At 61.7% G+C, this 23036-nt stretch carries 22 protein-coding genes; 7 read left to right on the top strand and 15 right to left on the bottom strand.

The window, feature by feature from the left end; genetic code table 11:
- Positions 1–186 precede the first annotated feature (186 nt).
- From AK829_RS09950 to AK829_RS09920, 7 genes are all read right to left on the bottom strand, one after another.
- Positions 187–1659: an HNH endonuclease signature motif containing protein gene (locus AK829_RS09950; protein ID WP_157045346.1), complete on the bottom strand. Its 1473-nt coding sequence runs from the start codon at positions 1657–1659 to the stop codon at positions 187–189.
- A 299-nt stretch (positions 1660–1958) separates the two neighbouring features.
- On the bottom strand, positions 1959–2351 hold the full coding sequence (locus tag AK829_RS09945; protein ID WP_052205692.1) for a hypothetical protein: 393 nt from the start codon (positions 2349–2351) through the stop codon (positions 1959–1961).
- Positions 2352–2524: 173 nt separating this feature from the next.
- Positions 2525–2902, bottom strand: coding sequence for a hypothetical protein (locus AK829_RS09940; protein ID WP_052205691.1), 378 nt, complete (start codon positions 2900–2902; stop codon positions 2525–2527).
- Between the two features lie 111 nt (positions 2903–3013).
- Positions 3014–3352, bottom strand: coding sequence for a branched-chain amino acid transporter permease (locus tag AK829_RS09935; RefSeq protein ID WP_052205690.1), 339 nt, complete (start codon positions 3350–3352; stop codon positions 3014–3016).
- Positions 3352–4062, bottom strand: a complete 711-nt coding sequence (locus tag AK829_RS09930) for an AzlC family ABC transporter permease (RefSeq protein WP_052205689.1) — start codon at positions 4060–4062, stop codon at positions 3352–3354. The genes AK829_RS09935 and AK829_RS09930 overlap by 1 nt, the downstream gene beginning before the upstream one ends.
- Positions 4063–4065: 3 nt before the next feature.
- Positions 4066–4674 (bottom strand): YqgE/AlgH family protein, encoded by a 609-nt coding sequence (locus tag AK829_RS09925; RefSeq protein WP_052205688.1) that lies wholly within the window; start codon positions 4672–4674, stop codon positions 4066–4068.
- A complete protein-coding gene (locus AK829_RS09920; protein WP_083439830.1) occupies positions 4667–6094 on the bottom strand; it encodes a CCA tRNA nucleotidyltransferase in 1428 nt (475 codons plus the stop codon). The genes AK829_RS09925 and AK829_RS09920 overlap by 8 nt, the downstream gene beginning before the upstream one ends.
- A gap of 103 nt (positions 6095–6197) precedes the next feature.
- Between AK829_RS09920 and AK829_RS09915 the strand changes: the two genes are divergently transcribed.
- The 7 genes from AK829_RS09915 (at position 6198) to AK829_RS09885 (ending at position 16375) form a co-directional block, all read left to right on the top strand.
- The gene (locus AK829_RS09915) at positions 6198–7022 is read left to right on the top strand and encodes an NUDIX hydrolase (protein ID WP_052205686.1); all 825 of its coding nucleotides are present in this window, start codon (positions 6198–6200) and stop codon (positions 7020–7022) included.
- Entirely contained in the window at positions 7019–9535 is a 2517-nt protein-coding gene (locus tag AK829_RS09910) for a hypothetical protein (RefSeq protein WP_052205685.1), read from the top strand. Before AK829_RS09915 ends, AK829_RS09910 begins: the two co-directional genes overlap by 4 nt.
- A complete protein-coding gene (gene murJ, locus AK829_RS09905) occupies positions 9532–12996 on the top strand; it encodes a murein biosynthesis integral membrane protein MurJ (RefSeq protein ID WP_083439829.1) in 3465 nt (1154 codons plus the stop codon). The genes AK829_RS09910 and murJ overlap by 4 nt, the downstream gene beginning before the upstream one ends.
- A 234-nt stretch (positions 12997–13230) precedes the next feature.
- A complete protein-coding gene (locus AK829_RS09900; protein WP_052205684.1) occupies positions 13231–13785 on the top strand; it encodes a sigma-70 family RNA polymerase sigma factor in 555 nt (184 codons plus the stop codon).
- Positions 13786–13828: 43 nt separating this feature from the next.
- Positions 13829–14833 carry a thioredoxin-disulfide reductase gene (gene trxB / locus AK829_RS09895; RefSeq protein ID WP_083439828.1) on the top strand — a complete coding sequence of 335 codons (1005 nt, stop codon included), beginning with the start codon at positions 13829–13831 and terminating at the stop codon, positions 14831–14833.
- Between the two features lie 35 nt (positions 14834–14868).
- Positions 14869–15192 carry a thioredoxin gene (gene trxA / locus AK829_RS09890; RefSeq protein WP_052205683.1) on the top strand — a complete coding sequence of 108 codons (324 nt, stop codon included), beginning with the start codon at positions 14869–14871 and terminating at the stop codon, positions 15190–15192.
- A gap of 1 nt (position 15193) precedes the next feature.
- The gene (locus AK829_RS09885; protein WP_052205682.1) at positions 15194–16375 is read left to right on the top strand and encodes an N-acetylmuramoyl-L-alanine amidase; all 1182 of its coding nucleotides are present in this window, start codon (positions 15194–15196) and stop codon (positions 16373–16375) included.
- Positions 16376–16399: 24 nt separating this feature from the next.
- Here the strand turns inward: AK829_RS09885 and AK829_RS09880 are convergent, their stop codons facing one another.
- The 8 genes from AK829_RS09880 to rpmH all read right to left on the bottom strand — a co-directional run bounded on the left by AK829_RS09880 (position 16400) and on the right by rpmH (position 22338).
- Positions 16400–17710, bottom strand: coding sequence for an RNA-binding domain-containing protein (locus tag AK829_RS09880; RefSeq protein WP_083439827.1), 1311 nt, complete (start codon positions 17708–17710; stop codon positions 16400–16402).
- Positions 17711–17769: 59 nt separating this feature from the next.
- Positions 17770–18846 carry a ParB/RepB/Spo0J family partition protein gene (locus tag AK829_RS09875; protein WP_052205680.1) on the bottom strand — a complete coding sequence of 359 codons (1077 nt, stop codon included), beginning with the start codon at positions 18844–18846 and terminating at the stop codon, positions 17770–17772.
- 3 nt (positions 18847–18849) lie between these two features.
- Complete coding sequence (locus AK829_RS09870) at positions 18850–19725, bottom strand: ParA family protein (RefSeq protein WP_052205679.1); 876 nt, start codon at positions 19723–19725, stop codon at positions 18850–18852.
- A 3-nt stretch (positions 19726–19728) separates the two neighbouring features.
- Entirely contained in the window at positions 19729–20346 is a 618-nt protein-coding gene (rsmG, locus tag AK829_RS09865; protein ID WP_232305724.1) for a 16S rRNA (guanine(527)-N(7))-methyltransferase RsmG, read from the bottom strand.
- 187 nt (positions 20347–20533) lie between these two features.
- Positions 20534–21505: a membrane protein insertase YidC gene (gene yidC, locus AK829_RS09860; RefSeq protein ID WP_052205678.1), complete on the bottom strand. Its 972-nt coding sequence runs from the start codon at positions 21503–21505 to the stop codon at positions 20534–20536.
- The gene (gene yidD / locus AK829_RS09855; RefSeq protein ID WP_052205677.1) at positions 21499–21813 is read right to left on the bottom strand and encodes a membrane protein insertion efficiency factor YidD; all 315 of its coding nucleotides are present in this window, start codon (positions 21811–21813) and stop codon (positions 21499–21501) included. Before yidD ends, yidC begins: the two co-directional genes overlap by 7 nt.
- Positions 21814–22167 (bottom strand): ribonuclease P protein component, encoded by a 354-nt coding sequence (rnpA, locus tag AK829_RS09850; RefSeq protein WP_052205676.1) that lies wholly within the window; start codon positions 22165–22167, stop codon positions 21814–21816.
- A 27-nt stretch (positions 22168–22194) separates the two neighbouring features.
- Positions 22195–22338: a 50S ribosomal protein L34 gene (gene rpmH, locus AK829_RS09845; protein ID WP_180950584.1), complete on the bottom strand. Its 144-nt coding sequence runs from the start codon at positions 22336–22338 to the stop codon at positions 22195–22197.
- Positions 22339–23036: the final 698 nt, after the last annotated feature.

Genomic DNA, 23036 nt, shown 5'->3' with positions numbered 1-23036 from the left:
TATTCGCTTTGCCGTGTCGATCCTCTCCCGACCCGAGGCTTCCCGTCATAGGGCAAATCCCGGTGATAGTTGACTCATCGGTGAGCCAAGCCCCGGTCGACGTTTCCGCATAGTCGGGAGAGTCTTCCGCAACCCTTTTGGAAAAATGGGCTGTTTTTTGGTTTGGATCGGGCCACCTGGATTCTCTTACTCGGGTCGGGTGTCAACCAGTTCTTCTGGGTCGTAGTCTTCCACCCATCCGTAGGCATCTTCTGGATCCGGGAAGGGTGGTTCGGAAAAATCGGGTTCTTTTGGCAACGGCTCCGGCAACACCGCCTTGATCGGGAAAATCAGTCCGTATTCTTCCTCCAAGGCTGCGATCTGGGCGTCGGCCTGTTCAAGGTTGTGGTGGTGGTCAAAATCGTCCAGTATTTTGTGGCCCTTGGCGTAGAACTGCGCCACTCGGCTGCGACGAGCACACACTTGCTCAAGGTTGCTCTTCCACCGTGGTGCCGCGGCGTGCGTGTTGTGTGCGATCAGACTGTCTGGGGTGCAGGTTTCATACGTGCCGTTTGTAAACAGCCACAAGATTTCACCCGTATCCGGATCCGGGACGTAGAAACCACGTTTATCGGTTTTCAGGTTGTGGTGCTTTTGACACAACGGGAACAGGTTTCCCGGTGTGGTTTTGCCACCCTGGCCAAACGGGATCCGGTGATCCAACTGGCACCTCAATGACGGCACACTACATCCCGGGAACACACAATGCGTGTGGCGTGCGCAGACGACCCGTCGCATTGCTTCGGTTGGGGTGTAGCTATCCGTATGTGCTTGAAGTTCCGCCTCCATATCCACTTCGGTGACCTTCGCTGACGCCAGCAGGTCGTCTAATGCTGCGGTGGCTTCTGGGGTTAAGGCGCCTACACCTGGTACGTACGCTGGCCCACCAGCTTTACGACCCTTCGGCACAAACACATGCAAGGTCGTCTTCGTTGGGGTGATTTCCCCGCTAAGGAGTTTGACCATTGCATCTGCCATGGAGGTTTTGTGTTCACGTGCAGTCGCTAACACGTGCTCGCGCACGACCTGTGCCGTCAACGGGTTGGTCGCCAACGTGACCAGTGTTTTGACCGTGCCGGACTGTGTAGACACCTCAAAGGTCACTGTGTCATCAGCCGCATGTGCCTGCGCCACTCGCTGTTGGCGCCTTTTTGGTTGGTAGGCGCAGGTTGGGTCGATGCGTTTGATCATCTCCCGGATACGTCGGGTAATCGTGGTGGTTTGTGGAGTGTGTTGCCCAGGCCGGGTTGGGGTAAACGTAGTAGTCAACATCTCATCAAAATCGGCATACGCCTCATCGGTAATCTCTGGCCCAAGTTCGGCAAGCACGGTATCGATGGCACGCAAATGCTGCAGATCCATCACACGCGTCTTGGCCTGGAGTGCTCGTAGTTTCGGTAAGTGCTGTAGGCGTGCATGGGAGAAGATCGCTTGCTCAACCGAGCCTTTAGTCCAGCCGGTTGCTTCCCTCATGGCCACTACTTCCAGGTCGACGTCATCAACACTTGCCCCAGGTATGGCGAAGTGACCGAAGGCATTCCAGTAAATATCACGAATACCTTGACTAAACATGCTCAGTGGATCTTCTGGTCGCTGTGTGCGGAAGTATGGTTCGCCCACGGTCTACCCCCAGTGTTGTGTTCCCTGTTTTCCCGTTGTTTTGTTACCCTAATTATACCCGCTGAACTGTTCTATGCGCAAGGGCTAAACCAGCATTTATTGCACTATTTCCGTATGCACATTCACCACACATGCTGGCGGTTGCATTCAGTATAGACGGCCACCCCTACACGCCCTGTCCGTCGATAAGAAAATGCCAAACGGGCGTTCGAACAGCGCTCTACATTTCACCTGTAGAGCAAAAACCCGCGCACTCCCGAGGGGGAAGTGAGCGGGTTATAAGCGCTTAGACGGTGAGCTTAGAACTGCACGCCCGGGATCAGGCCCTGCTGTGCCGCGAACGCACCGCCACCGATCAGAGCAAGCAAGAACGCGACGATGCCGGTGCCCCAGATCAGATCATGGGTGGTGCCGATCTTCCAGTCGCGTGCCGTATCGTTCTTGATTGAGGAACTGACGTCATTCTTGATCTGGCCACTGTTCGAAGAATTGACGTAAGGCTGGGAGAAACCCGTGCCCTTTTGCTTCTCTTCCTTCTCGATGGCCTTACGGTGATGCTCGTCTACTTCGGCTTGGGTGATTTCAGATGAGCTCTTCGTCGAGGAATTCTTATCCTCGGCAGCCTGTGCGGGCATCGCAATGAGGGATAGGGCAGTAACAGTTGCGAGGGATGCGACAGTAAAACGCTTCATGGGGATCTCCTTCAAGTGAACGTTGGAAGCTCTCAACGGTCTGTGACCCACAACATAAATGCGGGTCCACGACCTCGCAACAGATACGAACCCAAGCGGAGTACCAAGAGAAGCAAAAACCCGCCCACCCCAAGCTGGGAAGTGAGCGGGTTAGAAACAGTCAAAATGTCTGCTTAGAGCTGAACGCCCGGGATCAAGCCCTGGTAAGCAGCGGCACCGCCGATCAGAGCGAGCAGGAGAGCGGTGATGCCCGTGCCGAGGAGGATATCGAAGGTGGTACCGACCTTGTAGCCGTTGGCAGCGTCATTGCGCAGAGAACTGTCGAGTGCGGAGGTGTCGTCACCCTCCTTGTAGTTCTTCAGAATGCTCCTCATGGAAGGGGTGAGACCAGTGCCTTTGTTGATACGATCCTTGACAATGCCACCCCAGATGTAACCGATAGCGTACTCGTCAGAAATCTCCGAAGACTTCTTCTCAGCAGCCTGAGCAGGCATTGCAACGAGGGACAGAGCGGTAGCGGCGGCGATGGAAGCAGCGGTGAAACGCTTCATGACAAAACTCCTTGAGGTGAACGTATGGGAACCTGTCAGCGAACTGACCCCACACAACTTAAACTCTCAAATATTTCCGCGCAACCAATAGATTCACACAACCAAACCCCACTAAAACACCCAGTTCACCAGCACAACGTAGAGGAAGGTGCCGGTGAAGATGGAGAGTGCGAGGGAGCGTCGATAAGCATGAAGCCCCAGAGTGACCACTGTGGCGATGAGGGAGGCCACGACGCCGCCGGGCGCATCGGTGGCTCCGGCGATGGAGTAGACCACGAGTACGGTCATCACGCTGACGGGCATGATCACGCCGAGAAACTCCAGGAGGGGGCTGCCGCGCAGGAGGCGTCGGAAAAGGAAGGGAGCGGCGCGCAGAGCGACCGTGACAACAGCCACGGGGAGCAGCACCGCCCACACCATGGCCAGGGTTACACCGGTAGGAAGACCCATTAGATTGTGTGGGTCAGTGTGGCGTCCAGACGCGGACGCCAAAAGCGCACCAGCATGAGGACGAACATGGCGGTCAGAGCAACAATCAACATCTGGCCAGGCGCGATCAGCCAGGCGACAAGGCCAAAGATCAGCGCTATGGCCACCGCGCCGATGTCACGCGTGGACTGGAACGCCTCATACGCCAGCACGATAAACAGCGCGGTCAGCGCGAAATCCAGGCCCTGAAGATCCGGCGGAATCAGCGCGCCCGCAAGCGCACCGACAATGCCGGAACCGACCCAGAACGTCTGCGCCGCAATCTGAATGGTTAGCACACGAGGCCCGCTCAGCTTCGTGCCCTTCGGCAGGGCGGAGACGACCGCGTAGGACTCATCAGTCAGCGCATACGTGCCGTACAGCCGGCCGATGGGGGAGCGGACCTTCTCCAGCGGATAGGTCAGGCCGTAGAAAATATGGCGGAAGTTCACCATGAACCCGGTCAGCGCCGCCGATGCTGGGCCGACGCCGGTGAGCACCATGTTCAACGCCACGAACTCCATCGAGCCCGCGTAGATGACAAAAGAGAAAATCGGGGTCCACCACCAGGCGAAACCCGTTTGCGTCATCAGCACGCCAAACGCCAGGCCAAGCGGGATCAGGCCGAGACCGACCAGCCAGATGTCCTTTATGCCTTTGCGGATTTCCGCGGATGTTTCACGTGAAACCATGAGTTAGTTGTCTTCAAGGTTGGTGGGGAAAGTTGCGAACAAGGGCAAGGGCATTGCTTGTCGACGCATCACGTCACCCCACAAATCCGCCCTCGCCGGCGCAACAACGTCACCAGGCAACGCAGGCGCAATGAACCAATCACCGCGCTCAATCTCCTCTTCCAACTGGCCCGTGTCCCACCCGGCGTAACCGGCGAACACGCGGATGCCCTCAAGGTCATCGGCCAGCAGTGTCGGGTCCGCGCCAAGGTCAATATGCACGAGTTTGTTGGCTAGGCGCGTGTAGTGCGGCGCGTTCTCAATATCCACACCATTCTTGGTCACGCCAACCGCCACGGCAGCCTGCGGCATGACCGGCCCACCGATGTAGAGCGCCTGCGGGGAAGCGGCCAGATCCGCCCACGCGGGCATGACGTTGAACAACGCCGTGTCACTGCGGCGGTTCAGGATGATGCCCACGGTGCCGTCCACGTCACGCTCCAACACCAGCACCACGGTGCGCGCAAACTCCGGCGAGTACATCCCCGGTGCGGCAACCAGCAACATGCCGGGCGCGACCTCTTCACGCTCTAACGCGTTGAACAACCTGTCAGCGTAGAAGTACTCAGGCACGCTGCTCCTCCTCCCACCACGCCTTGAGCGCGGCAACCGCCTCGTCGTGCTCAAGCTCGCCGCGCTCTAGGCGCAGGTCCTTCATAAACTTCCAGGCGCGGCCAACGTCCGGGCCGGGCTTGAGGTCCAGGATCTGCATGATCTGGTTGCCGTCCAGGTCCGGGCGCACGCGCGCCAGGTCCTCCTTGGCGGCCAGCTCCGCAATGCGGTCCTCCAGATTGTTATAGGTGCGCTGCAGGCGCGCCGCCTTCCTGGGGTTGCGCGTGGTGCAATCCGCGCGCACCAGCTTGTTCAGGCGGGGGAGCAGCTCACCGGCGTCCGTGACATAGCGGCGTACCGCCGAATCCGTCCACTGGCCCTCACCAAACCCGTAGAAGCGCATGTGCAGGTACACCAGCTGACCAATGTCTTCAATCATGTGCTTCGGATACTTCAACGCACGCAAACGCTTGCGCGCCAGCTTCGCGCCAACCACCTCGTGGTGGTGGAAGCTCACGCCGCCGCCTTCCTTCACCGCACGCGTATCCGGCTTGCCAATATCATGCAGCAGCGCCGCCCAACGCAGCTTCAGATCCGGCTCTTCCTCCGGGTCCTCCAGCTCCACGGCTTGGCGAAGCACCGTCAACGAGTGTCGGTACACGTCCTTGTGCTGCATGTGCTCGTCCTGCTCCAACTGCAGCGCCGGCACCTCCGGCAGCACGTAATCCGCAAGACCGGTCTGCACCAGCAGATCCATGCCCTCCCACGGAGCCGCACCTGCCATCAGCTTGTTCAGCTCCGCCTGGATACGCTCCACCGTGATGCGCTCAATCTCGCTAGCCATGTCCCGCATCGCGTCAAACACGCGGGGTGCCACCTCAAACCCAAGCTGGGAGACAAAGCGGGCAGCGCGCAGCATGCGCAACGGGTCATCCCTGAAGGACACTTCCGGTGCCTGCGGCGTATCCAGCTTGCGCGCCAACACATCTTCAAGGCCGCCGCAGGGGTCGTGGAATTGGGGGGACAACGCGCCATCTACAAGCAAAAGCTCCACTGCCATCGCATTGCACGCAAAGTCGCGGCGGACCAGGTCACCCTCGATCGTGTCGCCGAACGTGACCTCCGGGTTGCGGCTCACACCGTCATAGAGATCCGCGCGGAAGGTGGTGATCTCCACCTGCACACCGCGCTTGACCGTGCTCACCGTGCCAAAATCAATGCCCGTATCCCACGTCTTCTCACCCCAAGCCTCAAGGATCTCCTTGATCACCTCAGGGCGGGCAGAGGTAGTAAAGTCCAGGTCATTGCCGGTTTTGCCCAGCATGGCATCACGCACTGGGCCGCCGACAAGATATAAGGACTCACCGCGCTCGGCGAAAGCAGCGGCAAGCGGCTGCAAAATCTCGGCGTGCTCCTGCACCCCAGACTGCAACCGCCCCATTACCACCGCCAAAGCGTTCGGGTCTTGCGCATCGGGCAGGTCATAAACACTCACCCGTGACACGATACCCGCGTAACCCGCAATACCAGATACGATAAGGCGAATGACTGACAACACCCGCGCGCGGCAATCCCAAACCGGCGCTTCGGCCCCTCGGGATGGTTCCCAAGGTGGGCAGAAGCGTCGGCGTCGTCGCGGCCGGGGCAAGGGCCGCTCCAAGCAGGGCTCGAACGGCCAGCAACAGGGCTCGAAACAGGGCCAGCAGCACGACAGCTCCGAGGGCGGCAAGCCGAACAATCCGAACCGCAAGCGCCGCCGCGGGGGGCAGAATAATAAAGCCCACCGGAACAACTGGGGCGGGAGGCGTCGTTCAAGCGCGGATCAGCGCAAGCGTGCGCAGTATCAGGACCGCTACGACTCCTCCATTCCTACGCGCGACGAGACCTCTGCAGGCGGCCTGGTGGTTTCCGGCATGGCTGAGGCTGTGGATAAGGGCGGCAATGTGGACCTGAGCAAGATCTACGCCGCGCTGATTGGTCGCCTGGATCGCCGCGGCCGTCTGCTGTGGTCCATGCCCAAGGGCCATGTGGAGGATGATGAGCACCAGTGGAAGACCGCGGAGCGTGAGGTGTGGGAGGAAACCGGTATTTACGGTGAGGCCTTTGACACGCTTGGCACCATTGATTACTGGTTTGTCTCGGACGGGGTGCGCATTCACAAGACCGTGCACCACAACTTGCTGCGCTACGTGGACGGGGATCTCAATGATGAGGACCCGGAGGTCACCGAGGTCACGTGGGTGCCTATGAGCGAGCTCATCGAGCGTCTGGCGTACGCGGATGAGCGCAAGTTGGCCCGCATTGCGGTGGATCGTATGCCCGAATTGGCACGAAAGGAACGCACCTCCGGAAGGGCCACCCCGCGATGATTCGCCCGCGGCTTGCGGCCGCTACGTGCGCCGTGTTGCTCGCGTCTGTGGGTATCCAGCCCGCCGCAGCAATTCCGGTGCCTACGGATCCGGACCACCCGTCTGTCGCCTCTACCTGGGCAAATCCCTCCGTTCGCCCTAATGATGGGTTGCGGGGGGAGCTTTTGCTTATCGACGCCCCGTTGTCCACCCCAGCCGCCAACCCCGCAATGTTTCACGTGAAACTTCGTGTTACGAACCACTCGGATGGGGTGCTTGAGGGCTTAAGCGTGACGTCCCGACGCGGGCCGGCAACCGGTTCCGTGACCGACCAGCGCGTGGCAACCGTGGCGCAAGTGGGGGAGTACAGCAAGGTCGGCCAACGCGTTGACGTGCCGGGAGCGCTGCAGCCGGGCGACAGTACCGACGTGGAGTTTGACGTAGAGCTGCCCATGGATTGGGTGGGCGCCTACCCAGTCATGCTGCAACTCACGGATGCCGACGGCACGACCCTAGATACCGAGCGCTTTCACCTGAACACGCGCGGCGCGCCTTCGGAAGAGATGGCCCCGGGCGGGCTCACGGCGTTGTATCCGATATCCGCGGCGGTGGACATCCTGCCGGGTGAAACCGGCGACGCACCGATGGACCCGCCGCTGATCTTGGCCTCTGAGCAACTGGCTAGGCAGATCGCACCGGGCGGGCGTTTGGACCAGCTTGCGGAAACCTACCTGGACGCTATCGCTGATCCCGACACCGGTGAGGACGTGTCCAATGCCGTATGCGCCGCCATCGACCCCGCGCTTATTGACACCGTGGACCGCATGAGCCGCGGCTACACCGTGTCCCACAAACGCCCGCCGGTGGTGGAGGAGCCGAAGCGACTGCGCGATTCTTGGGGCAGCGACACCAAAGCAGAACTTGGCCTACCAGGCATTGGCAGCGAGGACGCCGCCGCATGGCTGGACAAAATGCGCCAGATTTCTGCCGGCGGCTGCACCGTCGCCCTGCCGTGGGCGAACACGGACCTCAACGCGGTAGCCCAAACGGGTGATCCCTGGCTGATGCGCGAAGCCATCGAGCGCGGTCCCTTCACCCTGGAGCGCATCCTTGGCCAAACCGGTGTGCTCAACACCGTGGTTCCGGCTACCGGATACGTGGCCGACGATGTGGCGCCAGCGCTTGGCTGGGCGGACCACACTCGCTCCCGCATCCAGGAAGAAGGCTTAAGCGGCGCCTGGGAAAACGCCGTGCAAGCAGCCACGGAGGAAGTGGGCGGTAGTGCAAAGAGTGCGCTTGAGCGCCAGGAGCAGGCCGCGCCAGACTGGGCCGCAGCGCCCGAGCCGACCGTGCCGGTGCGCGTGCTCACCGCGGGGTCGGAGACTAACGGCGCCTGGCTCGCCCCCGGCGTGGCCAGCCTGGACTACAACGCTGCACTCAACGCCACGCTTGCCCAAATGGGGCAGACACCGTCCACCATGGCGTACACCAACCCCGCGTACCGCTTTAACTACGCCAAGGACTCCAAGCTTGCCCGCGACATCAACGCCGTGGCCGCCATCCAGCTGGCCGCAAGCCAGGCCATGGTGCCCGTGCCAGAAATGCCAGAAACGCCTGAGCAGGAACCCGAGCCAAACACCAACAACGTGCTGCTCAACCCGCCCGCAAGCTGGGACGCGGATTCCGCAGCGGCGCTGCTCGGCTCCATTGCCTACCTGACCGCCGAGGGCTTCTCCCGCCCCGAGGGGCTTGCGCAGCGTGTGCTGCGTATGGACGTTGCGCCGAACCCCGAGCCTTTGCTTGTCGACGACGGCGCTACCTACTCCGACGCCGAAATCTTAAGCGCCACCCAACAGGCCCGGTTTATCAATGACTTGTCCACGCTGTTGGCCTCCGACAGCTCGATCGCGCTGACCCGCTACGGCTTCACGCTGCCGCTGCGGCGCGACATCCTCACGGCATTCGCACCCACGGGTCGGCGCTCTATTGGTGGCTACGCCGCCGCCGCTGCCGAAACCAGCGACCGCCTTACCGGATCACGCGCGGAGCTCAGCGCTCTGCGCGCCGCAGTCACGCTGATTCCGCCGGGCAACGTGTACACAAGGACCTCGCCATCGAGCCCGCTGCTCATCGTCGCCCAAAACGGCATGCCGCTGCCGGTGGACACCACCATCGGCTACGTTGCCGCCGACGGTGCACGCCTCAACGTTCCAGAGACGTTCCGCATCCCCGCGCGCGGCTCCGTCACCGTCACCATGACGGCAGACCTGCCGCAAGACTCCCGCGACACCACGCTGCAGCTCTTCTTAGCCGGCAAGCAGGGCCAGGCAATCTCGCAGCCCGTGGACATCGCGGTGCGCACCCCGTCTTTGGCCTTAAGCGGCTGGGTGCTGGTCTTAGGCGCGTTCGTGCTCTTCGCCCTCTTCGCCTTGATCGGGATGGGCGCGAGGAGGCGGAGGAGGGGGTTGGCACCGCCGTCGTCGATAAGCAAAAAGCCCCCAACCACCACTAACCCGAATGGAGCAGCGACGTGACAGAGAACCTGCGCAAGCGCATTGTTGCGCCGGCACCGCCCGCGCCCGTGCCTGCGCCACGCGAGCCCAAGCCGGACCCGGTGGCGGAAACCGGCGAGCCGGACCGGTCGCTTCTCACCACCAGCCCCAAAGGCGAAACCCTCGCAGGGGCAAGTGGTGGGGCAGTGGCCACCCTGGAGGCACCCGCCGCACAAGAGGCTGAGGCAACGGAGGAGAACTCCAGCCAGTCCGTGGTGCGCGCAACCGGCTCCATGGCCGTTGCCACGCTGATCTCACGCATCACCGGATTCATCCGCACCGTGATGATCGGTGCGGCGCTCGGCCCAGCCGTCGCATCCGCGTTCAACACCGCCAACACGCTGCCGAACATCATCACCGAAATCGTGCTCGGCTCCGTGCTCACCGCACTTGTGGTGCCGGTACTGGTGCGTGCAGAGAAGGAAGACCCGGACCGCGGCGAACGCTTCGTGCGCCAACTGTTCACGCTGACGCTGACCCTGATGGTGGTGGTGACCACCGTCGCCATCGTCACCGCACCCTGGCTGACCAGGCTGTTTCTTGATGACGAAGGCAAGGTCAACGTCATCCAATCCACCTCATTCGCCTACCTGTTGCTGCCGCAGATCTTCTTCTACGGCATGTTCTCCCTGTTCATGGCAATTTTGAACACCAAGGAACACTTCAGGCCAGGCGCATGGGCGCCGGTGGCGAACAACATTGTCTCCATCGCGGTGTTGGCCGCGTATATGGCGCTGCCGGGGCGGTTGAATGCGGCCGCGCCGGCGTCGATTAGCAACCCCCATGTGCTCCTGCTTGGCCTGGGTACGACGGCCGGTGTGGTGGTGCAATGCCTGATCATGCTGCCCGCGCTGCGCAAGCTGGGGATTAACCTGCGGCCGCTGTGGGGCATTGATGACAGGCTGAAGCAATTCGGCGGCATGGCGTTGGCGATCATCACCTACGTGGCCATCAGCCAGGCCGGCTACATTGTGACCACGCGTATTGCCTCCAACGCGCACGAAGCAGCGCCGTTTATCTACCAGCAGCACTGGATGCTGCTGCAGGTGCCATACGGCATCATCGGCGTGACCCTGCTGACCGCGATCATGCCGCGCCTGTCACGCAAGGCCGCAGACGGCGACGACGAAGCCGTAGTGCGCGACCTGACCCTGGGCACCAAGCTGACGTTCATCGCGCTGATCCCCATCATCGTGTTCATGACCGCGCTTGGCCCCGACATTGGCCATGCGCTGTTTGCCTACGGCGACTTCGACCCAGAGGCCGCACGCACCCTGGGGCTTACCATCAGCTTCGCCGCGTTCACCCTGATCCCGTACGCGCTAGTGATGCTGCACCTGCGCGTGTTCTACGCGCGTGAAGAGGCCTGGACGCCCACCTTCATCATCGCCGGCATCACCCTGACCAAGGTGCTGCTGAGCATGCTCGCCCCGCTTGTGGCCAACCGCCCGGAGCACGTGGTGGTGCTGCTTGGTGCGGCCAACGGCTTCGGCTTTGTCGCCGGTGCCGCAATCGGCGCGCTGCTGCTCAAGCGCAAGCTGGGCACCCTGGACATGCGCTCAGTGCTGCACACCTCTATCTGGGCGATGGCCTCTGCAGTCATTGGCGTGGCCGTGATGTTCGGCCTGCGCTGGCTGGTGCGCGACGTTGCCGGCATAGACATGCCCAACTTCCTGGGCGAGCTGATCCACCTGCCTTCGCTTGGCTTCCTGATTGAGGTTGGCATCCTGGGCGTGCTGTTTATCATTGCCACCGGTCTGGTGCTGGCACGCTCCGGCCTGCCAGAGGTGCAGAACCTGGGCCGCGCCCTGGCACGTATTCCGGGCATGGGCCGCTTCATCCGCCCGGATGAAGAGCGCGCCATTGACACCGGTGAAGTGGACCCGCGCGAGATGTCCACCCAGTTCCTCGCCGCCGATACGTTCAACGCCTCGCCGGTGCCGCCGCCGATGTCCGCCGGTGTCGTGCGCGGGCCCCGTCTGGTGCCGGGCGCGCTGGTTTCAGACGGCCGCTTCCGCCTGATCCGGGACCACGGCGCCACCGCCGGCGCACGCTTCTGGCAGGCCCGCGAGGTGACAACCGGCCGGCCTGTGGCGCTGACGTTTGTGGACACCACCGGCGCATCCCCGATGGCGCCGGCCAGCCCGCGCGAGGCTGCTATTGACGCCGCAAGCGTTGCACGCCGCACCCGCAAACTGGCCAAGCTTGGCCACCCCGCGGTGGCGGACAACATTGAGATCCTGTCGTATCGCACCGGCGCCTTGATCGTGGCCGACTGGGTAGAGGGCACCTCCGTCAAGGCCGTGTGCGAGTCCGGCCAGACCCTGCACACTGAGGCCGTGGCCAACGCGCTTGCGCCTTTGGCCGGTGCCATGGCCGCCGCCCGCAACATGGACGTGCCGCTTGGTCTGGACAACCGCCAGCGCCTGCGCGTGGACACCGAGGGCAAAATCCGCCTGGCGTTCCCGGCCGTGCTGCCCGGCTCTTCCGCAGTGACAGACGCCGCGAGCTTCGCCTCCGCCATGGAGCTGCTCACCGCCAACGTGAACTCGGATGCGCTTGAAGAGATCACACGCAACACGCGTGCGCTTGTAGACGCCGACGCGATTGAAACCCACGACTTCCGCGACCTCCAAGCCGCCCTGCGCAGGGAAGCGAACCTGCCGGGGACCGTGACGGAGTCTGTGTCTGAAACGAATGCGGAAGCTGCTCCGGACGCCTCGGCCGCGCTGGACTTCGCGCCGGCAGCCGAGGAACCCGAAGACGACCCGGACGCACTGCGCGGCGGCTTCGGCGCCGGCAGCTTCAGCCCGGTCGTCGTGGCGCTGCTGACCGCTATTGCGGTGGCGGCCGTCATCATGATCGCGGCCCTAACCGCCTACCTCATCGGCACGTTCAGCAGCGAAGAATCCGACGGCCCCGTCAGCCCGGTCGGCGCCACCACCAGCGCGCCGCACCCGACCACCACCGAGGCCTCCACACTGCCCGTGGTCATCCGCCCGTTGCTCGCCGCCGCGGTGAACCCCGACGGCACGCCTGTGGACGGCCAAGTACACAACATCGTGGACCAGGACAACACCACCTCCTGGACCACCACCCGCGACGTTGCGGTGGTCCTTCGCGGCGGCGATGTCACCGGCCCGTTCCGCCTTGAGCACATGCTTATCGACGCCCCAACCGACACCGGCCCCTACGAAATCTACGGCCTCCCCGCCGACTTTTCTTCCGGCTCTGACGGCTCTGCTGGTTCCGGTATCACCCGCGAGCAGTGGTCGCAGTTCCCACTGCTGGCCAGCGGCACGTTGCACAAGGGCCAAAACAACATCGACTTCGAAGCGCGCGAGGTCAGCGGCGTGGTGATCTACCTGCCGCCGCGTGAAGACGGTACTGGTGCTGGTGAGGCGACGCTGCGCAACGTCTCGCTCATCGGCTACATGAAGTAGGTGCGGCGGGCTGCACGGCCCCAAACCCCGCCCCAAACCTAAATGCAGCTACCTACATGCAGCTACTAAGCGATTTTTCGCTTGGTAGCCGGGTCTAGGTAGCTGCAAACGTGTGGGGAGGGGCTCACGCAACCCATGTCCACTAAAGTGTGCACGCATTTTGTAGCGCAACGGCACCGCGGCAGGGCATAGTTAAACCCGTCATGTTTTTTCGGGGGATACACAGGGGGAACTATGCCGCACCGCTCCGACATCCAGCTGGCTTCTGACTACGTCAATGGTGACGTCCGTGCGTTTCGCGTGATTGTGAAGCGCCACCACCAGCGCATGTTTTACACCGCACGCAGTTACGCGCGCGATGAGTTTGACGCCCAGGACATTGTCCAGGAGGCGCTGTTTCGCGCCAGCCGCAGTATGCACACGTACCGCGGGGAGGCGAAGATGACCACGTGGCTGCACCGCACGGTGACCAATGTGGCGTATGACTTTTACCGTCGTACGGAAACCAGGAACGGCAACGTGGTCAGTTATGACGATGGGGAGACGATCACCCAGGACAATCACCGTTTCTTGTCGCATGATCCGACGACAACGGTGGAGTCTTTCCTGGCGTTGCGTCAGGCGGTGGCGAATCTTCCCTCCACGCACCGTAAGGCGCTGTTGCTTATAGACGTCTACGGGATGAGCGTCGAATCCGCCGCCACCAAACTGGGCGTTCGTCCCGGCACGGTGAAGTCTCGCCGCTTCCGCGCACGCGAGCTGGTTGCTGCGGCTGTGGCCGAAGCGTAACTCGCTGGGGCGTATGTGTACCGCGCCGCTACACTACGTAGTTATGACGAATCCGGGATTTATTAACGTGGGTAACCTTGGTGCGAATGCGGTTGGGGAGGGCGTCGACAAGCAAGATGCTCCGGTGCACAACCTGATCATTATCGGCTCCGGTCCGGCAGGCTACACGGCGGCGATTTATGCCGCGCGTGCGGAGCTGAAGCCGCTGGTCTTTGAAGGCTATGAGTACGGCGGCGAGCTGATGAACACCACCGAGGTGGAGAATTTCCCCGGCTTTGATGCGGGCGTGATGGGCCCGGATCTGATGGAGAACATGCGCGAGCAGGCCGAGAAGTTCGGCGCTGATCTGCGCAGTGAGCTGGTCACTCGGGTGGACTTCTCTGACGCTTCCGGCCTGAAGAAGGTCTACGTGGATGATGAGGTCTACCAGGCCAAGGCCGTGATTTTGGCCACGGGTGCGGCGCCGCGTCACCTGGGTGTGCCGGGTGAGGAGCAGCTGACCGGCCGCGGCGTGTCCACCTGCGCAACCTGCGACGGCTTCTTCTTCAAGGACCACCACATTGCCGTTGTTGGCGGTGGCGATTCCGCGATGGAGGAGGCCACCTTCCTGACCAAGTTCGGCTCCAAGGTCACGCTGATTCACCGCTCGGAGAACTTCCGTGCCTCCAAAATCATGCTGGAGCGCGCCCGTGAGAACGAGAAGATTAAGTTCCTCACCAACACCGTTGTGGAATCCGTGGTTGACGGCGGCGGAAAGGTCGAGGGCCTGAACGTGGTGAACACGGTGACCGGGGAGAAGTCCGTGCTGGACGCCACGGCGCTGTTTGTGGCTATCGGGCACGATCCGCGCTCCGGGTTCCTTGAGGGCCAGGTCGCCGTGGATGAGGGCGGGTACGTCACGGTGGCGGATCCGTCCACGGCAACGAGTGTGCCGGGCGTGTTCGCGGCGGGCGACTTGGTGGACAAAACCTACCGTCAGGCCATTACTGCGGCGGGCTCCGGTTGCCGCGCGGCGCTGGACGCGCAGCATTACTTGGCCGCGCTGTAACACCTTTGCCGGTTGCCCAACTAGGATGTGAGGCTATGAACGCTCCAATTGATGTCACCCAGGCCACCTTCAAATCTGAGGTGGTAGACGCCGACACCCCTGTGCTGGTGGACTTCTGGGCCGAATGGTGCGGCCCATGCAAGAAGCTCGGCCCGATTCTGGACGAAATTGCCACTGAGATGGGCGATTCGGTCAAGGTTGCCAAGGTCAATGTTGACCAGGAACGCACCCTTGGCGCGATGTTCCAGGTCATGTCCATCCCGACTGTCTTGCTGTTCAAGGGCGGCGAGAAGGTCGATGAGTTTGTCGGCGTTCGTCCGAAGAGTGAGATTGTTAAGCGCCTCCAGGCGCAGATGTAATATGCCGGAAATTCTTCGCGTCGGTGATTCGAGCGCGCGTGTGGCTGAGGTCCGCACCGCGCTTGCTCGCATCGGCGTTCTTGAGGGCTTTGAGGGCAGTGTTGGCGGCTTTAACTCCAGACAGTTTTCGAAGCAGGAGATGCTTTTCGACGCTGCGTTGGAGCAAGCCATCCGCGCCTTCCAACAGTCCCGCGGCATCGTTCCCTCCGGGGCCATCGATGATTTGACGCTGCGTGAGCTGCGCGAGGCGTCCTACAAGTTGGGCGCGCGTGTGCTGAGTTATCAGCCGGGCCAGCTCATGGTGGGCGATGATGTGACGCAGCTGCAGAATCAGCTGCATGAACTGGGCTTTTATCAGCATCGTGTGGATGGGCGCTTTGGCCCGGATACGCATGAGGCTGTGGCGAACTTCCAGCTGGACACCGGTCTTGAGGATGACGGTGTCTGCGGCCCGGAGACGTTGCGCGCGCTGAGCCTTTTGGGCCGTCGGATTACTGGCGGTTCCGCGCACAATATTCGTGAGCGTGAGCACGTGCGCCAGGCTGGTCCGCACCTGTCCGGCAAGCGTGTGGTGATTGACCCGGCGCTAGGTGGGGACGACCACGGTTCGGCGGTGTCCGGGCGTTTTGGTGAGATTCATGAGGAAGAGATTCTGTGGGATCTCGCTGGCCGTATTGAGGGCCGCATGGTTGCCGCGGGGATGGAGACGATCCTGTCCCGGCCGCGTGGGGATAACCCGTCGACGAAGGCCCGTGCTGATTTGGCGAATGGGTTTGGCGCTGACGTTGTGATTTCGCTGAAGCTGGACCGCTACGCCAACGAAAAGGCCAACGGTACCGCCACGTTTTACTTTGGTTCTGAGCAGGGCACGTCCTCCATGACCGGCGAGGTGCTCTCCGGGTTCATTCAGCGCGAGATCGCTGCACGCACTGACCTGCAGAATTGCCACAACCACGCCCGCACGTGGGACATGCTGCGCATGACGCAGATGCCTACCGTTGAGGTAGTGCTGGGGTATGTGACCAATCCTGGCGACGTTGCGGTGTTGACAGATCCGAAGCAACGCGACGCAATTGCGGAGGCGATTGTGGTTGCGGTGAAGCGTCTCTACCTGATGGAGATGGATGACCAGCCGACCGGCACGTACAACTTCTCTGACCTGCTGCGTGAGGAGAAGGCTTAGCGGCGCGTGTCTCGTGTCTAGAGACTAAAGCGGCAGGTAGAGCGTAGTTCTGGTCTCGCCGGTGCGCCGGATCGCGCCTTGGTCTACCAGTTTGCGGAGTGCTCGGTAGGCCTGCTGCTTGCTCAGACCGGCCATCTCGGCGATGGTGCTACTGGACGCCCCTTCGTCACCCACCCTGCCCATCATCTTGAGCACGCGCGCCTCATTGCCGGTGGCTTCGCTTATGTTTCTTGTTGTGGGTGCCCACTGCATGCTGGCTACGACGGCCTGGTCGTGGCTGCCTTCAAAACTCACGGCGTGGCCGTCCTGCGCAAGCGTGGCCAGCCCAGTGCCTGCGCCTGGGGTGAGGCCGGTGTGGGCAATTGCGCTGGTCAGATACATGGAGCGCGGCGCGTGGACTCCGCCAGTGCCATCCACGCCGCGGGGGAGAGGCCCCGGGCTGGTGACTTTGACGCCGCGTTGGTCCAACGCCACGTACACGGGGCCGGGCATGAAGTAGTCCCTGTGCAACAGTGCGTTGATCACAAGCGGGTAGGCGGCGCCGAAGGTGTCGGCGTTGCGGCTGAGATCATCGAGCATCAGCGCAAGTGGCGCTTGGCTGCGCATTGTCTTCGGGGTGGCGCCCGGGCGCACGCGACGATCCGCCACGGTCAGACCGTGGTAGGGGAGGAAGCGCTGCAGAGCGTCACTGTGACCAAATAACGCAATAGCTCCGAGGCTGAGCGGTTCTGCGGAGTCGTTGTAGAAGCCCAGTGCGCGAAGCAGTGCTTCATCACCAAGTTGTCGCAGGTGAGCGGCCTGGAGGTGTGCCCGGTAGGTGCTGATGGCGTCCGGGTTGACGTCTGCAAGCGAGGCCCCCGCGGCGGGCGCCAGTGCCCAGTCCATCCCGTTGGCGTCGCGGTAGCGGGTGAACAGATACGCCGGGTCCATGCCAACGCACTCCGGGGTGCCCTGCGCGTTAAGGCGGCGCGTGCGGTACACACCCCACTTGGTTGCCACGGGGCTTGCGGCGGCGTCCGCGTGGACCGCCACGACGTCCTTGCCGTCCACACGTACCACCGAGACGGTCACGGGAAGGGAGGGGGAGGTATGCCGGAAGACGCTTGCGGCGAGTTGCGCCGGGTCGGTCGTCTCGCCATGGAAGGGGTAGCAGCCGCTGACGGTACCGTCCTTGTCCACCCCGATGAGCAGCGTGCCGCCGTCGGCGTTAGCCAGGCACGCCATGGTTTCAATCAATCGCCGCTCATTGATGTATGCGGATGAAACTCGGCGCGCGAACGCAACCGACAGGGATTCCCCTCGGGCGATAAGCTGCTGAATCTCCGCACTATTCACGCCCGAGAGTTTACATCAGATTCAATCATTTAATGACATCGATGGAATCCAGAAGTTAATTACCCCTGCATGAGCTCCATGATTCGCTCAAAGTCATCGCGGTCACCGAACTCCACCACGATCTTGCCTTTGCGCTTGCCCATGGTCACGGACACCTTGGTATCCCACACATCCGCCAGGCGCTCAGCGGCGGTCTGGAGGTACTCCGGCTGCGGCGTCGGGGTGCGCTTCGGCTTCTCCGGGACTTGGCCGTTGTTATTGATCAGGGTCACGGCTTCTTCGGTTGCGCGAACCGACAATCCCTCGGCCACAATGCGCTCGGCGAGGGTGTCTTGGGCGTTGGTTGTGGCGTCGCCAAGCTTGATGCCCAAAAGTGCACGGGCGTGGCCGGCGGACAGCACACCGGCTGCTACGCGGCGTTGCACCGCAACCGGCAACCCCAACAGACGAATCGCATTGGTCACGGCCGGGCGCGAGCGGCCAAGCTTGTCAGCCAGCTGCTCCTGGGTCACGCCGAACTCCTGCAAAAGCTGCTGGTAGGCGGCCGCTTCTTCCAGTGGGTTGAGCTGGACGCGGTGGATGTTCTCCAGCAGGGCGTCGCGAAGCATGTCCTCATCGGAGGTCTCGCGCACGATCGCCGGGATGTGCTTGAGGCCCGCCTTGGAGGCCGCGCGCCAACGGCGCTCACCCATGATGAGCTCGAAGCCCTCGCGCGTATCGCGTACCACGATCGGCTGCAGCAAACCGAACTCGCGGATGGAGTGGACCAGCTCCGCCAGGTCGTCCTCATCGAAGACCTGGCGCGGCTGCTTCGGGTTCGGGATGATCTGGCCAAGCGGGATCTCCTGGTAGCGCGCGCCACCGACCGGCATCGGGGAAAGCGCGTTCTCCGCGCTCGCCGCCACCGTCGGCGCGCCCTTCACACCAACCTTCGGGGCGCCCTTCGGACGCTTCGGCTTAGCCGGCTTGGCTGCCTGAGCAGGCTTTTCCTCGGCCGGTTTCGCCTTGCCAAAGATGATGTCGGAGGCCCCGCCACCAATGCCGCCGGTCTTGCCGGACTTGTCCATCTGCGCCGGGGCCGAGGGGATCAACGCACCCAGGCCGCGGCCAAGGCCGCCTTTGCGTTCCTGTGCCATTGTTTAGTCCTCCTCGATCTCGTAGTTTGAATCCGCATCTAGCTGGGCGTATACCTCCGGGCTGACACCAATCGGTCCGGTGGTGGGGTGCGGTGTGTAATCACCGCGCGTATCAAGTTCCTTCGCAGCATCAATGTAGGCCAACGCGCCGCGCGAGGTCGGGTCATATTCCACAACCGTCTGGCCAAAGCCGGGCGCCTCTGAGACCTTCACGGAGCGCGGGATCATGTTGCGCAGCACCACTTCACCGAACTGGCTGCGCACTTCCTCCGCAACGTCGGCGGCAAGCTTCGTGCGTGCGTCGTACATAGTCAGCAGCACAGCCGCAATGTGCAGGTTCTGGTTCAGGTGCTCGCGGATCATGCCGATGTTGTTCAGCAGCTGGCCTACGCCCTCAAGCGCGTAGTACTCGCACTGAATCGGGATCATCACCTCATCCACCGCGGTCATCGCGTTGATGGTGAGCAGGCCCAACGACGGCGGGCAGTCAATAAATACGTAGTCGAATCCGTGTGATTCGAGGAAGCCGCGCCTCAATGCGTCGTAAAGCCGGTACTCCCTGCGCACCATGCTGACCAGCTCAATCTCAGCACCGGCCAGGTCAATGGTTGCGGGGATGCAGAACAGGTTCGGGTTGTCCGGGTTCGGCTGCATCGCCTCCTCCGGCGTTGCATGCCCGATCAGGATCTCGTAGGAGGACAGCGTGCCGGAGGTGTGCTCCGCACCTAGTGCGGTCGAGGCATTGCCCTGCGGATCTAGGTCCACCACCAGCACCTTGTGGCCTTGCTTGGCCAAGGCGGCAGCAATGTTCACACTGGTGGTGGTTTTACCCACGCCACCTTTTTGGTTTGCCACCGTAAATAAGCGCACGTTGCTCATGGCCTACCTCCGCACAATCCTGATCAACGTGGTCGGCTCTGCAAGCACCGCACCCACCGTGAAAATCTCCGCGTCCCCGCCGCCGGCCTTGGTCACTTCCTTACGGTCGCGTTCGAGCTCTTCGCTTACAGACGCCCCCTTCAACGCCACCATCTGCCCCCCATGTTTCACCAGCGGCAAAGACCACCCAGCGAGCTTGCCCAGCGGCGCCACGGCGCGAGAGGTCACCGCGTCGAACTGGCCTTTCTTCTGCTCCTCAGCACGGCCGCGGACCACGGTGACGTTATCCAGGTTCAGCGCCTCTTTGACCTCGCCCAGGTACACCGAGCGCTTCAGCAGCGGCTCAATCAGCGTGATCTGAAGATCCGGACGCGCAATAGCCAGCGGGATACCCGGCAGTCCGGCGCCGGAACCGATGTCCGCAACTTTGAGATCCGGAGTGAATGCCTCACCAACCACCGCGCAATTGAGGATGTGGCGCTCCCACAGGCGCTCCACTTCCTTCGGGCCGATGAACCCACGTTCCGCAGCCGTTGTTGCCAGCGAGTCGTGGTACGCCACCGCAAGGTTGAAGCGGTCCCCAAAGACCACTTTGGCTATTTCGGGCAACTGATCTGACACGGCTGTGTACTCCTTGCTCAGGTGGGCGTTCTGCAAAGCTGCAGTGTTGTTCCCTAGATGTTAGTCAACGCCGCCACACACCATGCAGCCGCCGCCATATCCGCAGGTAGGCAACAAATAACCGGCAACCCCGGCCCGAAGGGCCGACGCTGCCGGTATGTGGCTTTACGCTTCCGGGCTACTTGTCTTACTTGCCCTGCTTGCGCTGCTTCTTGGTGCGCTTATCCACAGTGCGGGCACCAACCACAGGTGCGGATGCACGCTTAGCCTCACGCTTCGCTGCCTCTTCCGCTTCCTCTTCCTTATCCATCTTGTCGTAGACAATGCGGGTCTGGAAGAAGGTCCACACGTTGTTGGCCAGCATGTAGAACAGCAGGCCGACGTGCCACAGGAAGCCGGACGCCAGAATCATGATCGGCATGATCCACAGCATCATGTTGTTCATCATGCCCATCTGGGATTCCATCATCTTCGCAGTATCACCAGTCGGTGCGGCAACCTTGCCAGCTGCACGGCGCTCATTCTGACGGTTGATGGAAATACGCGCGTTGAAGTGCACGAACACTGCGGAGATGATCACCAGCGGCAAGCAGACCGCAATGATGTGGGTTCGCGTCAGGTCAACGCCGGTAAACGCCTCGAACGCGGCTTCCGGCATAGACATGTAGGCCGACAGCGGCACGCCGAAGAAGTTGGCGTCCAGGAAGGACTGCACGTCTTCCGCTGGGAAGGCGTAGTTGGCGGTTTCGCGGTTTACCTCAACGCTCAGCGGGTCGTTCGGACGCGCGGTGCGGTTAAAGGAGCGCAGCACGTGGAACAGGCCAAGGAAGATTGGCATCTGCACCAGCGGCACGATGCAGGAGGCCAATGGGTTGACACCCATTTCCTTTTGCAGCTTGCGCATTTCTTCGGCCATTTTTGTCTGGTCGTTTTTGTACTTCTCGCGGACTTCCTGCATCCGCGGCTGTACTTCCTGCATCTTGCGCATGGAGCGCATCTGGTTGACCATGGGTTTAACCAGGAAGATGCGCACCGTAAAGGTCAAAAGCACAATGGCCAGGATCCAGGAGATGCCGGAATCTTTGGGCAGGACAAAGCCGAGGGCTTCGTGCCAGAACCGCAGCACCCACGAGATTGGCCAGTAAATAAAGTTCAGCACTGTTCGGTGTTTCTCCTCGTTGTCTTTTCCGCTTCGCCCGCGCTGCCGGGTACCGGGTCGTATCCCCCGGGGTGCCACGGGCCGCACTTACACACTCGTGCCGCTGCCATCGCGCCACCTCGCACAGCTCCGTGGCGTGATACGGCCTCAAGCGCATACGCGCTGCATACAGGCATAAAGCGACAAGTGCCACCCATCTTAAGGGGCGAGAGGTATTTTTGGTAACCACGCACGGCGCCCACCATGGCTTTTGCTAGGGGCCCTTTGGCTTGGGGGATTTCCTCGCCCAGGAAGTTGAAGTACGGCATTTAGCGCTTCTTCAACGCCCTGGCCAGCGCGGATACAAACTCCCGGGCCAGCTCTTCGCTGGTTGCGGTTGCTGCCGGTGGTAGTGCTCGCACCACTACATCGTGATGGGGCTTAAGCTTATCGACGCCCCCCGCAAACACCACAGCCCTCAACCTCCGGGACACCGCGTGCCTTATTACAGCGTTGCCGACTTGTTTGCTCACAACCAGGCCGAAGCGGGGCCCGCCGCGTACAACAAGATCTTCGCGGGCGTAAACATGCACCACTAATGTGCGAGACCCCGCGCGCACTCCTCGACGCATCGTCTGCTTGAAGTCAGCGGACGAGGTCAGTTTGTGCGGGCGGGGTAACACGCGCGTTGGTTATAGGCTTATGCGCTCTTATGCGCTCAGCTTTGCGCGGCCCTTCTTGCGGCGCGCGGAGATGATGGCGCGGCCGGCACGGGTACGCATACGAGCACGGAAGCCGTGCTTGCGGGAGCGACGGCGGTTGTTCGGCTGGAAAGTCCGCTTAGACACGGAAATACTCCTTCGGTTGCACGAACGGCCAGCTTGTACTCACGCGGATTCCCCGCGTGTGCACCAGCTCCGGGGCCTGGGCCGTCCGGTGGTGAAACGTTGTAAGTGAGATTGCGGTGCGTGATGTGGATCATCGCGCTCGCATGCACCGTCCCGGGAAGGTGCTCTCCAAAAGTCACTGATGTGACAGACCATGTCAGGGTACGTGATTGAAAGGCGTTGCTACAAATCGCCGCGCCGCATGTCGGAACCTTTCTTTTGGGTACCCCCGGAATTACAACAGTGTGTTTTTCTGCAGGTGGGAGGGCGAATCGCCGAGCCAGCCAGCGTCACAGTAATTGTCTATTCATTTACGTGCAACACACATGTTCGAGCGCGAAAGTTATCCACAGGGGTACTCACAGGCATTTGCTAGACAGTGCGAGGTCGGACGCGGTAACAATGTTTTATCACCACAAAATCACAGACCCCAATTGTGGAGTCCTGTGGATAACTGTGAAGTTCTAGTTGAGACTTTCGTGAAATTCCGCTAGTTTCTGCAGGTACAAGCGTTGCACACAGAAACTCACAGTTATCCACAGGTAAACACACTCCTGTGGATAACCCCGGTGGATAGAGTTATCCACAGGTGTGTATAACCTTGTGGAACATGAGGTCGCGGGCTTATCAGTCCAGACCTAACTTGTGAATTGCTGTTAATTCTT

The sequence above is a fragment of the Corynebacterium riegelii genome, assembly GCF_001263755.1.
GTDB classification, from domain to species: Bacteria; Actinomycetota; Actinomycetes; order Mycobacteriales; family Mycobacteriaceae; genus Corynebacterium; species Corynebacterium riegelii.
The sequence above is the reverse complement of the archived record's forward strand: the minus strand, read 5'-3'. Positions and strand labels throughout refer to the sequence as shown.